The organism is Butyrivibrio sp. INlla16, assembly GCF_900104155.1.
In the GTDB taxonomy this organism is placed as follows: Bacteria; Bacillota; Clostridia; order Lachnospirales; family Lachnospiraceae; genus Butyrivibrio.
This window is the reverse complement of record NZ_FMYB01000025.1, coordinates 51,154-63,606: the sequence shown is the minus strand read 5'-3', so window position 1 is coordinate 63,606 and position 12,453 is coordinate 51,154. Positions and strand designations below refer to the sequence as shown.

Sequence of the window (12,453 nt, the reverse complement as noted above, 5' to 3'; positions counted from 1 at the left end):
TTGTCTCAGGATCATAATGAGATGTAGACTCGTAAACGGCAATCATTCCAGTCTTTTTGTTTGTGTACTTCACTATCGACATCTTTCATCCAACCTCCTTAACTGTACTTGGTACTATTTATTATATATCATACCAATATTTATGTCAATACGTGTATTGGTATTATTTAGTTATATAGTACCATTATTTTCCACAAACTTTCAATCAGAAATTAGTGCAAAATGCAGAGAGGCCGTAACCCCAGACATAATCTGAGTTTACGACCTCTTGCATCAATCAGCACTTATATATTTTTAGTCAATCATTAGACCGTGAATAGTAACAAGTGAGTAAAAAAATTCCTCTTCTATGCAACAGAAATGCTACCATAACTGTCTAAATATTAGAAGGAATTATTGGAGGATATACATGAAAAATTGTGTTATTTACGGTAGTATCGGTGGCATTTCTTGGTATGGTTGCCTGCAGTTCTCAAAAAACAGAGATAACATAAAAGAGATCTATTTGAGATATCTGGGTGGGTATATGAGCGTTTTGGAAGAATCACAAAGAGAAAACCTGTTCATCCGGGAGCATCTTGATTTCGAGGACGATACAAGAAAATGCCCGGAATATACAATTGATGATGAAGAAATCGACAAAGATGCTTTTGAAAAAGAACTGAAATCTAAGATTCTTGATCATGTTTTGGAACGTTCATCATGGAAGGTAATAGAAATTGAATGATCTTTACAATGCTCAATGGCATATTTTTTATCTGAAACGATAACAAATATGCGCACAAGGTATGTCCCCAAAAGCTTTTAGGTGCGAAAACAATAAATCAAAAAGAAAGGGGCTTATTTGTTGCATTAGACATAGTATGTTCACAACAAATCAAGAGGGATTCATCAGAATTATTGTATGCGAAAAAACGCATAGCAACAAACTAAGAAGAAGCATCCGGATTTGTTGTGTTTACAGAAAATAGAAACAACAAATAAATAAGAATTAGTTGGATTTATTGTGCCAGAGAAAAATGGATACAATAAACGGAGAGGAAACAGGCAAAATTGTTGTTCTTGCAGAAAATAGATACAACAAATATAGAGGAATTAAGAGAATTTTTTGTACTCGAAAATAATAGGTACAATAAATCAGGAAAAATCAAGCTAATTTATTGTATCTATAGGAAAAAACGAGCTCCGCTCGCTTAACAAAAGAATACGTAAATCATTCGGAAGCGGGTGATGGGGCGGCTGAGCGCCAGTGGCGCTCATCTTAGCCGCCGACCGAGCCGGCAGGCGAGATAAGAACAATAGTAAATCGGGGAGAGCGGGTGATGGGGCGCTGCTCGTCCGGGGGACGAGCGCTATGCGCCGACCGGAGCGGAGCGGAGACCGAACCATGGGTTCGAGGGCTCCGCTCCCTTAACAAAAATAACCTAGGTCATACGACCTAGGTTATTTTGTTAAGCGGGTGATGGGAATCGAACCCACGTATCTAGCTTGGAAGGCTAGTGTTCTACCATTGAACTACACCCGCATGTACAATATTGAATTTAAATCGGGGTGACAGGATTCGAACCTGCGACCTCCTGGTCCCAAACCAGGCGCTCTACCAAGCTAAGCCACACCCCGTTTGGAAGCGTTTTGTTCATTACCTGACCCGCAACGCAAGTACGATTATATATCCTTATCAAAGTAATTGTCAACACGATTTTTAAATTTTTTTCAAAAAAAATTTCCACATAAATTAAAAAGCTATAAAACATCCTGAATAAAGGGAAAACAATAGGGTAAAATCCGCCTGATGATGATATCATAATAATACATAAAAGGTGGATATAACAACAATGGACAATGAAAAAGAATCGGTATTTTTAAGTGACAATATGATGACCACGGCCTGCATCATCGCTGTATGTGCAAGCCTTATGACCATATTCCTCGTTCGCACCGTAGATGATAAATTCATCATGTTCGAGGATATCCTCAAGCTCGTTACAATTTGCTGTACCTATGTGGCATACAAGAGATTCAGCTGGGATGTTACCAAGGGCCTCATGGGCGGCGTGCTGTTTTGCCTTATGTACCAGGAAGCCCATCTTGTACTTGAGCAGCTTTGGGGTAAGGAAGACTTCGACACCTACCTGATCATCGGCGTTCAGGGTAGTATATACCTTGCGGCAGCAGGTATGTCCTTCATAATGACGATAATCATCACCATCAATCATTTCATCATTAACTATGCGAAAAAAGGCAATCCCGAGAATGTAATCCTTAACAGAATGGCGATTGTCTATAAAATAGTTGTCACTCTGGTTATGATCATCGCAAATGGCAAGCTTACCTTTGCCAAGACAATAATCTGGGAAAACGGACTTAGGTACATCACAGATATCGCGATAATTCTCCTTATAATCAGCATTGAATCCAAGATGGATTCCTTCAAGGTGCTCAGAGAAGAACTCCTCAAACAGAAAAAAGAGAGGAGGAAGAGCAAATGACCTTGAGAAAACGACTTACCGGAATCTGGCTGATGGCGATGGCACTGCTTTCATTTGGAGCTTATACAACCTTCTTTGTTGCGCAGATGTCGGCGCCTTACATCGTTTACTGGACGCTTCCGATTTTCCAGAGTATAGCGCTTGTGATTTATCTGTGGGGACCTGATAAGATCAGATTTAAACCACTAAAACTCACGTACAGGCTGTGCTATGCGACTTCATTCCTGGTTATTCCTGCGTTTGTCTTTATATTCATGGGACTGATATCGCAGTATCATGTGAATATAAAAGAGAGCATAGATGCGCGAAATATTCCTGTGAAAGATATCCTTCCGGGGGATGAGACGCTCATTTTCAAAACCGATAAGGTTTACGTGTTTTTTCCTGAATATACCACGGTGGATCTCGAATGCGGGAAGCGTCCGTCAAAATCCGATGAATCGATTACCTGGTGCTGCGGCGCCGCTTTTCAGCATGCTGTGCAGATAAAATTCTCCCAGGATAATATCGAGGGGGATCACGCATCCCACGGCGAATTCTACGATAGCCCCTATGACAGGGATTCGGACGGAGCCTTCACTTTTGCAAACGGACAATTTGGATTTGAATTCGAAAATAAAACCGAGGCTGTTCAGAAAGCAGCTAAGGCAGGTGGCAGTGGTTTTATGCAGCTTGCCATGATAAAAGACAAAAGAAATGTTATGAATTTCGACAGACCGAGAGCCAGATGCTACAGGGCTCTTGCGGAACTTAACGGGAACCTTTGCGTGATAGACTCCGTAAAAATGATGCATTTTAATGAATTCATGTCTGAACTTAGAAGGCTTGGCGTAACCAACGCAGTGTACATGGACATGGGCGCAGGTTGGAACTACTCCTGGTACAGATGCGCAAATGGAAAAGTGCGCACACTCTTTGGGCTCCCTGTGCCGTGGTCTCACAACTGGATTGTTTTCAGGAAATAAGTAAAACCGGAGAACGTAAGCTCTTTAAGAACTGTAAGGCGGATGAATATTATGAATCACACCATGGATTATGTAAATATAGGAATATCGTCGTTCCTACTGGCGATAGTTGGCATCAAGCTTTTCGGAGACATCCACATGAGGAAGATTGCCAACAAGGAAAGAGGCCAGTTTACCAAGATGCTCTTTTCGGATATGCTGATGCTTATCTCTGTTCTTGCTGTGAAAATTGTGGTATGTCAGGACTTTGATAACGACGAGCTGGTGCTTATTACCAAAATTGCATATTCTGTATATTTTATCGCTTTTTATTCACTTCTTGGATTTTACGGCATATATGTTTCATATTATATTTCCAGGCGAAGCGGCAGACAGCTTGAGATGAAGAAGTTTGTAATACCATTGGCCACAATTTTTTCAATATTCTGGGTGGTTTGCCTCTTTTACGGTTTTGTAGTATCCTTCGATGGAATCAATTTTGAGAAGGGACCGCTTTACTTTGCGGGCCAGGTCGGCGGATATCTGATAATTCTTCTTGTCCTTGTCTACATGATTGTTTACAGAAAATACCTCAAGAAGGATAATGTCATTGCGCTTTTGTCCATCGTATTTTTCCCGCTTATCGGAGTAATACTCAGGGCATTCGTGCCGGGAATCGAGATCATGCCCTACATGATCTGCCTGTCTCTTATTCTTATGGACAATACCTTCCAATATGAGCAGGAGAGGCTTCTTCTTGAGCAGGAGGACAAAATATCAAGAGACAGAATCAAGATCCTTCTGACGCAGATCAAGCCGCATTTTTTATATAACGTGCTGAACTCGATCTATGTTCTGTGTGAAAAGGACCCCGAAAAGGCTCAGGAGGCCATCGGAAGATTTTCGGATTACCTTCGCGGAAACTTAAGTAACCTTGAAAAGGAGGACTGCATCACCTTCCTTAGGGAGATGGAGCATGTCACTAATTACCTCAGCCTTGAGAAAATGCGTTTTCGTGAAAAGCTGACCATCAAATACGATATAAGAGACGAAAGCTTCGATATTCCGGCCCTTTCGGTGCAGCTGCTTGCGGAAAATGCCGTAAAGCACGGAATCCATAAAAAAGAAGAAGGCGGGACGGTTAGGATTGAAAGCTATTCCGATTCGGAATACTATTATGTGATAGTGGAGGATGACGGAGTCGGATTTAACCCCGATGAGTACAAAGAGGGCGACGGGCTTCACATAGGCCTTGATAATCTTAGGGAGAGGCTCCTTAGAATGTGCGGCGGACACCTTGTTGTTGAGAGCACTCCGGGAGTCGGAACGAAGTCGACCATCACGATCCCCCGTGGATCTAATTAAAGAGGAGTAATGAAAAAATAATGCGAATAATTGCAATTGACGATGAGGACCTTGCGCTTGAAGGTTGTATGAGTGCCATAAAAAAAGCGATTCCGGGTGCCCAGGTTGAGGGCTTTACCAGTGGAAAAGCCGCTCTCGAAAAGGTTGTGGATATAAACCCGCAGATAGCTTTCCTTGATGTTGAGATGAGAACTGACAACGGCGTGGAAGTTGCGAAAAGACTGCAGGTAATAAATCCCAGAATCAATATTATTTTTGTCACGGGCTATTCTGAATATATGAAGGAAGCCTTTGCACTCTATGCCAGCGGCTATATCATGAAGCCGGTTACGCCTGCCAAGATTAAGAGCGAGTTTGAACATTTGAGGTTCCCGATAGAGACTGAAAAAAATGCAAAACTGCGAATTCACACCTTCGGGGAGTTTGAAGCCTTTACAAAGGACGGGCTGCCGCTTGAATTTGCTTACAGCAAGACCAAGGAACTCCTTGCGGTTCTGATTGATGCCAACGGAGCGATGAGAACTTTTGACCAGATCATGGACAGAATCTGGCAGGACGAGGATGATCCCAGCGGCCACAGATCCTATATGAGAAACCTATTTGCCGATATGAGCAGAATATTTACCGAAAACGATTGCGCAAATGCGCTTATAAGAAGACGTGGCGAGGCCGGAATTAATAAAGAATATTTTGACTGCGATTATTTCAATTATCTCGCGGGACAGCGTGAAGACTCGGGTTTCGCGGGTGAGTACATGAATCAGTACAGCTGGGCGGAGCCGACACTTGGAAAATTATGTCAGCTTTCCGATGATTTTTGGTAAAAACGTTTCAGTAAAGTCTGGGAAGCCGCATAAACAGTGAGCTTAAACGTTGTGACACTTTTGTGACGCATAATATGAGACAATAAAGTCCCAAATGATTTCCTCTATTATATAGTTCCCTCTATAATAATTAAGGATGGGAAGAGCGCTTGCATTGCAAGCGCTTTTTTCATGCCTTTTTTGATGTTTTTTAATATTTGGGGTTGATAAAATACATCAAGTGTATTATTATGTATAAAACAAAGTGATTAATGAATAAATATGCAATTATTTATGAATAAAACTTGTATAAAGAAGGAGGCTATTATGAAGAAGAAACTTATCTCAGCTATTTTAATCGGAGCTATGACTTTTAGCATGACAGCATGCGGCGGCGCATCTAAGGATGCAGAAGCTCCCGCACAGACAGAGCAGAGCGCAGAGACAGCAGAGAGCACAGATGCTACAGAAGAGGCAGCAGGCGAAGAGGCTTCTGCAGGCGCAGAGATTTCCACAGTTACACCCGGAAAGCTCACAGTAGCAACATCACCAGATTTTGCACCTTATGAATTCTATGCAGTAGGCGATGACGGAACACCTACTCTTGCAGGTTTTGATATTGCACTTGCCCAGTATATCGCAGATTATCTCGGACTTGAGCTCGAGGTTGTACCGGTTGACTTTGACGGTGTACTTATGGAGCTTCAGACCAAAGCAGTTGATCTTGGAGTTGCAGGACTTTCACCTGATCCGAAGCGTGAATCTATCATGGACTTTTCAGACATTTATTATGAAGGAGGCCAGTCCTTCGTATGTCTTCAATCCAATAAGGATCAGTTCGCAAGCCTTGAGGATACCAATAACCCTGATATCGAGGTAGGTGCCCAGACAGGAGCTATTCAGGTTGATCTTGCACAGGCTAACAGCCCTGATGCTGAGCTTATCCAGCTTACAAAGGTAACAGACATTATTGCCGAGCTCCTTGCAGGTAAACTTGACGGAGCATATATTGAGACAGCTGTTGCTGAGAGTTATGCTAAGAATTATCCCGAGCTTTGCGTAGCACTTGATGTACCTTACGATGGAGCGGAGGGTTCCGCAATCGGTATCAGCAAGGGAAATGATGCTCTTAAGGCAGGCGTTAACGAGGCAATTGCCAAGGCTAAGGCAGAAGGAAAAATGGATGAGTTTGTAGCAACAGCTAACGAGCTTGCTTCAGGCGAGATTATCGAGGGACTTCTTGATCAGTAATTATTGATCGGATTGTAAAATATACATGCGAACCCGGAGATGTCATGTTTCCGGGTTCGTTTAATTTTGCGGAAATGTTCTGCATTTTCAGCCGCGTTTTATGATATATTAGAAATGACACATTAACATAATTTCGGAGATAAAAGTACGTTATGGACAGTTTTATACAAATTGAGAATTTTTCAAAAATCTCACCTTATGCTTCACTATTCTGGCAGGGCATGGCGGTAACGATCATGCTTTCACTTTTCACCGTGGCCATCGGTTTCGTGCTGGCACTTATTCTTTCGGCAATGAGAATGACCAAGTTCTATCCTCTTGCATTTCTTGGGCTCGATAAGGATGGACATCAGAAGGAGAAAGGAATCGGTGTTACAATCGGAAAGTTTAATCCGATAAGCTTCCTTGCGACTGCTTACGTTGAGATTTTGAGATCGACTCCCGTTATCGTTCAGGTGGCGATCATCTATTATGGCGTATTCGGAGCGCTCATAGAACTTCCCAATTTTACATTTCTTGGATTCATTAAATTCGAGCGATTTTTCCCCGGAGTTGTGGCTCTTGGTATGAACTCTGGTGCATACCTGTGCGAGATCATGAGATCCGGTATTCAGTCGATCGACGGCGGTCAGACTGAGGCTGCGAGATCTCTTGGTATGAGCCAGTTCCAGAATATGAAATATATCATTCTTCCGCAGGCGATAAAGAATATTCTTCCTGCGATTGCGAATGAGTTCGTTGTTATCATCAAGGAGTCAGCGATAACCTATACCATCGGCGTTCAGGATATTATGTCTGCGGTTAACGCTGTGCGCGGTGCAACCTTCATTATTATCGAGCCTTTGCTTGTGGCAACGGCAATTTATTTCTGCCTGTGCTTCCCTACAAGTAAGGTAATCGCATATTTCGAAAGGAGGATGAGCCGTGGAGACAAGAGATAAGCTTATACAGATTACAAATCTTGAAAAACATTATAATTTCGGAAAAATCAAGGCTCTCGACGGTGTGACCGTTGACATTGATAAGGGCGATGTCATGGTTGTTATAGGACCTTCGGGAAGCGGCAAATCGACTTTTCTTCGCTCATTGAATCTCCTCGAGGAGCCCACGGGCGGTGCAATTATTTTTGATAATGTCGATATCACCAAGAAGAAATATAAAGATGAAAATGGTAAGTGGGTGAAGGTAAATATGGATCTTCACAGGCAGAAGATGGGAATGGTTTTCCAGCATTTCAATCTTTTCCCGCACAAGACAATTATGGAGAATATGATTCTCGCACCTGTTAAGGTTAAGCATATGCCGGAGGATGTGGCAAAGAAAAAGGCGTACGATCTTTTGGGGCGCGTAGGTCTTTTTGACAGGGCAGACGCTTATCCGATTCAGCTCTCAGGCGGTCAGAAGCAGCGTATAGCTATTGTTAGGGCACTTATGATGGAGCCCGAAGTTATGTTGTTTGATGAGCCCACTTCCGCTCTGGATCCGGAGATGGTCGGCGAGGTTCTTGATGTTATGAAGCAGCTGGCAGACGAGGGTATGACGATGGTTGTGGTAACTCACGAGATGGGCTTTGCACGCGAAGTGGGTAACCGTGTGCTTTTCATGGCTGACGGTAAGCTCCTTGAGCAGGGCTCTCCCGATGAGATTTTCAACCACCCCAATCACCTGCGCCTTAAGGAATTCCTGAGCAAAGTATTATGATTGATATAAAGAAAAAAGCAATTAATGAAATTGAAGGTAAGAGTGACCTTATTCGAGAGGTGGCGGGGCGTATTTGGGAGTACGCGGAGCTGTCTCTGAAAGAGTATAAGTCGTGCGATTTGTATTGTGAGGTATGTGAGAAGGAAGGCTTTGCGGTGGAGAAGGGAATCTGCAAAATTCCCACAGCTTTCAAGGCGAGCTTTGGAAGCGGGAAGCCGGTGATCGGAATTCTGGCGGAGTATGATGCGCTATCCGGGCTTTCACAGCAGGCTGCTTCACTTGAGGAAAAACCGATAGAGCAGGGCGGATCAGGACATGGCTGCGGTCATAACCTTCTGGGAGCGGGAGCTCTGGCGGCAGCAATCGGAATAAAGAAGTATCTTGAGGAACGATTGAAGAATGCTGAAGATAAACAGGCAGCAGAAGTCGGTACTGTAATCCTCTACGGCTGTCCCGGTGAGGAGGGCTGCGCCTCCAAGGCTTTCATGGCAAGAGATGGCGAATGGAAAAATCTGGATGCTGCGTTGACCTGGCATCCCGCTGACAGTAACGAGGTTGTTACGGGATCGTCGAATTCCTGCATACAGGTGGAGTACACTTTTCATGGAATAGCATCCCATGCCTCCGGTGCCCCTGAAAAGGGAAGAAGTGCACTGGACGCGGTAGAATTGATGAATATCGGCGTTCAGTTTTTACGAGAACATATAAGCGACAAGGCGCGGGTGCACTATGCGATAACCGATGCGGGCGGAGTGAGTCCTAACGTGGTTCAGCCCAATGCGAAGGTGCTGTATATGGTTCGATCCAATCACGTGGCGGAGGCGGTGGAGCTTCAAAAGCGTGTAGATAAGATCGCGGAGGGTGCGGCGCTAATGACCGAGACGACTTTTGTCAGGAAGTTTGTTGATGGCATGTCGGATACTGTGACGAACCGCGCGCTGGAAAAAGTGCTATATAAGAATTTCGAAGAAATTGGGGTGCCGACCTTCAATGAGGAGGAACTCGAGTTTGCGAGTGCTCTTTCAAAGACCTTTGAGCCTGATGGGAACGGCATGAATGTGGCCCTTTGTCCGCATTTTATGGGCGAGGCGTTTGAGCCAACTTCAACCGATGTCGGGGATGTGAGCTGGAATGTTCCGACAGCACAGATTCGTGTTACAGCCTGGCCTGACGGGTGTCCCGGACACAGCTGGCAGAATGTTTCCTGTGCCGGATCTTCGATAGGATATAAGGCAGCAGTTCATGCGGGCAAGGTTTTGTGTGCTGCGGCTATCGATATTTTTGAAGATAAAAATATTCTTGATGAAGCTGCAAAAGAGTTTGCGGAGCGCACGAAGAGCGGGTATGTCTGCCCGATTCCCGAAGACGCTATTCCGGAAGTATAATTTTTGTTGAAAAACACCAATTGCATTTGGCGCGATTTTAGTTTAAAGTATGTGTGTCGCACAACTGGCGGATATGTGGGTAACCACAGGGGAGTGCGAAAATATTTTGAATGTCGACCGCCTGGGCAACCGTTTGTAATGGTATGCTCAGGCGGTTTTTATTTTATATAAAACGGAGGTTTTTATGGTAAATCTTGCAACAGAACTTAGCTCAAATTCTTATCCGGGGCGCGGCATTGTGATTGGCACAAGTGCCGATGGAAAGTACGCTGTTACTGCTTACTTCATCATGGGCAGAAGCGAGAACAGCAGAAACAGAGTGTTTGTTACAGAGGGAGAGGGCATTCGCACAGAAGCTTTCGATCCCGCAAAGCTTGAGGATCCCAGCCTTATCATCTATGCACCTGTTCGCGTGCGCGGTGAGTACACAATTGTGACAAACGGTGATCAGACAGATACCATCTATGACCTTATGGAGGCAGGACAGTCCTTCGAGGAGTCCCTCAGAACCAGAGAGTTTGAGCCCGATGCGCCTAACTATACACCTCGTATTTCAGGACTTATGCACATCGATGACGGCAAGTACGACATCTCTATGTCAATTCTTAAGAGCGACCATAACGATCCTTCTTCATGCCTCAGATTTACATATACCTATGAGAATCCCAAGGCAGGAAAAGGCTATTTCATCCGCACTTACATGGGCGATGGCAATCCGCTTCCGAGCTACGAAGGCGAGCCCACAGAGGTAGAAATCTCCGGCGATATCGACGAGTTCACAAAACTTGTATGGGATAACCTCAACGAAGACAACAAGGTTTCCCTTTTCACCCGCTACATCGACATCGCTACAGGCAAATATGAAACCCGCATTGTAAACAAAAATAAATAAGGAGAAAAAAGATGAAAGAATTAGCACTTAAGTATGGTTGTAATCCGAATCAGAAACCTTCAAGAGTATTCATGGAGGATGGAAGTGACCTTCCAATAGAAGTTTTAAACGGCAAGCCCGGCTACATTAACCTTCTTGATGCATTTAACGGCTGGCAGCTTGTTTCAGAATTAAAGGCAGCAACAGGAATGCCTGCAGCAACTTCCTTTAAGCACGTATCACCTGCAGGAGCTGCTATAGGACTTCCCCTTACTGATATTGAGAAGAAAATCTACTGGGTTGAGGATCTTGGCGACCTCTCACCTATGGCAAGCGCATATGCAAGAGCAAGAGGCGCTGACAGAATGTCATCCTTCGGTGATTTCATTTCACTTTCCGATACCTGTGATGAGGATACCGCAAGACTTATCAAGAGAGAGGTTTCAGACGGAATCATCGCTCCAGATTACACAGAAAAAGCCCTTGAAATCCTTAAGGCAAAGAAGAATGGCAACTATGCTGTAATCAAGATCGATCCCTCCTACAAGCCCGCAGCTCTTGAGAAGAAGCAGGTATTCGGAATCACTTTTGAGCAGGGACACAACGACATCGTAATTGATGACAAGATGCTTGAAAATATCGTGACAAACAATAAGGACCTCACCGATGCAGCAAAGAAGGATCTTTTGATATCTCTCATAACACTTAAGTATACTCAGTCCAACTCCGTATGCTATGTAAAGGGCGGCCAGGCAATCGGTATCGGAGCAGGTCAGCAGTCGAGAATCCACTGCACAAGACTTGCGGGCTCAAAGGCGGATAACTGGTTTCTCAGACAGTCACCCCAGGTTCTTGAGCTTCCTTTCCTTGATGACATCAGAAGAGCAGACAGAGACAATGCCATCGATCTCTATATCGGTGTTGACTATATGGACGTTCTTGCAGAGGGCAAGTGGCAGAATCTTTTCAAGGTAAAACCGGAAGTGTTCACAGAGGCTGATAAGCGTGCATGGCTTGATAAAAATACGGACGTTGCACTCGGCTCTGATGCGTTCTTCCCCTTCGGCGATAACATCGAGAGAGCAGCTAAGAGCGGTGTAAAATATGTGGCACAGCCCGGTGGTTCCGTGCGTGATGACAACGTTATTCAGGCAGCTAACGACCACAATATGGTAATGGCATTCACAGGCATGAGATTCTTCCATCATTAGAGTTTTATTTAATATAATAAGCAAATAGCTGGAATTACAGACAAGGGATGGTTCTTAATTACTCGGATGAGGTAATGAGGACCTTGCCTCTGCTCTTATAATGGTTCAAACCAGGCTTGCATGCCAGTCTGGTTTGACGAGGGGATTTGACAAGGACTATTGTCAACGAGGAGGTTTGAATAATAAGGTTAAAAAGGACTTGATTTTTTTAGGGGGGGAGCATTACAATTATCGCATATGAGGGATGGCAACTTAATATGTAGAATAAAAAGATAAATGAATAATTATATTTTTATTATTTCTTTTTATTATTATGGCAAACATATAGTGATGTATGGACGCAAAGTTGTAAATCTTGAGTTTTTTTACTGGTATAGATGGTTTAACTGCAAAATATAACGATAATAATCGTTGTATTTTGCTTTTTTTTTAC

The 12,453-nt window shown here is 43.8% G+C and carries 11 protein-coding genes, 2 tRNA genes and 2 riboswitches; of the genes, 11 read left to right on the top strand and 2 right to left on the bottom strand.

The features are described from left to right. The first annotated feature begins 409 nt into the window (after positions 1-409). Positions 410-727 (top strand): hypothetical protein, encoded by a 318-nt coding sequence (locus BLR42_RS12650; RefSeq protein WP_091869682.1) that lies wholly within the window; start codon positions 410-412, stop codon positions 725-727. A 727-nt stretch (positions 728-1,454) separates the two neighbouring features. On the opposite strand, the gene BLR42_RS12645 is transcribed toward BLR42_RS12650, so the two are convergent. Continuing rightward, positions 1,455-1,525: transfer RNA gene (locus BLR42_RS12645), tRNA-Gly, on the bottom strand. Between the two features lie 21 nt (positions 1,526-1,546). Next, positions 1,547-1,620: transfer RNA gene (locus BLR42_RS12640), tRNA-Pro, on the bottom strand. A gap of 215 nt (positions 1,621-1,835) precedes the next feature. Between BLR42_RS12640 and BLR42_RS12635 the strand changes: the two genes are divergently transcribed. The 10 genes from BLR42_RS12635 (at position 1,836) to BLR42_RS12590 (ending at position 12,020) form a co-directional block, all read left to right on the top strand. Further along, the gene (locus BLR42_RS12635; RefSeq protein WP_091869679.1) at positions 1,836-2,489 is read left to right on the top strand and encodes a hypothetical protein; all 654 of its coding nucleotides are present in this window, start codon (positions 1,836-1,838) and stop codon (positions 2,487-2,489) included. Next, complete coding sequence (locus tag BLR42_RS12630) at positions 2,486-3,454, top strand: hypothetical protein (protein WP_091869676.1); 969 nt, start codon at positions 2,486-2,488, stop codon at positions 3,452-3,454. The genes BLR42_RS12635 and BLR42_RS12630 overlap by 4 nt, the downstream gene beginning before the upstream one ends. Positions 3,455-3,505: 51 nt before the next feature. Then, complete coding sequence (locus BLR42_RS12625; RefSeq protein ID WP_170832760.1) at positions 3,506-4,798, top strand: sensor histidine kinase; 1,293 nt, start codon at positions 3,506-3,508, stop codon at positions 4,796-4,798. Positions 4,799-4,818: 20 nt separating this feature from the next. Further along, on the top strand, positions 4,819-5,622 hold the full coding sequence (locus BLR42_RS12620; RefSeq protein WP_091869670.1) for a response regulator: 804 nt from the start codon (positions 4,819-4,821) through the stop codon (positions 5,620-5,622). 306 nt (positions 5,623-5,928) lie between these two features. Continuing rightward, on the top strand, positions 5,929-6,852 hold the full coding sequence (locus BLR42_RS12615) for a transporter substrate-binding domain-containing protein (protein WP_242879314.1): 924 nt from the start codon (positions 5,929-5,931) through the stop codon (positions 6,850-6,852). A 152-nt stretch (positions 6,853-7,004) separates the two neighbouring features. Then, positions 7,005-7,793, top strand: coding sequence for an amino acid ABC transporter permease (locus BLR42_RS12610; RefSeq protein ID WP_026499528.1), 789 nt, complete (start codon positions 7,005-7,007; stop codon positions 7,791-7,793). Next, on the top strand, positions 7,777-8,553 hold the full coding sequence (locus BLR42_RS12605) for an amino acid ABC transporter ATP-binding protein (RefSeq protein WP_091869667.1): 777 nt from the start codon (positions 7,777-7,779) through the stop codon (positions 8,551-8,553). Before BLR42_RS12610 ends, BLR42_RS12605 begins: the two co-directional genes overlap by 17 nt. After that, positions 8,550-9,938, top strand: coding sequence for an amidohydrolase (locus BLR42_RS12600; protein WP_091869664.1), 1,389 nt, complete (start codon positions 8,550-8,552; stop codon positions 9,936-9,938). The genes BLR42_RS12605 and BLR42_RS12600 overlap by 4 nt, the downstream gene beginning before the upstream one ends. Before the next feature lie 50 nt (positions 9,939-9,988). Next, positions 9,989-10,072, top strand: a riboswitch (ZMP/ZTP riboswitch). A 50-nt stretch (positions 10,073-10,122) separates the two neighbouring features. Continuing rightward, positions 10,123-10,830, top strand: coding sequence for an IMP cyclohydrolase (locus tag BLR42_RS12595; protein ID WP_091869661.1), 708 nt, complete (start codon positions 10,123-10,125; stop codon positions 10,828-10,830). Between the two features lie 11 nt (positions 10,831-10,841). Next, positions 10,842-12,020 (top strand): phosphoribosylaminoimidazolecarboxamide formyltransferase, encoded by a 1,179-nt coding sequence (locus tag BLR42_RS12590; RefSeq protein ID WP_091869658.1) that lies wholly within the window; start codon positions 10,842-10,844, stop codon positions 12,018-12,020. Between the two features lie 305 nt (positions 12,021-12,325). Continuing rightward, positions 12,326-12,414: riboswitch (cyclic di-GMP riboswitch) on the top strand. Positions 12,415-12,453 lie beyond the last annotated feature (39 nt).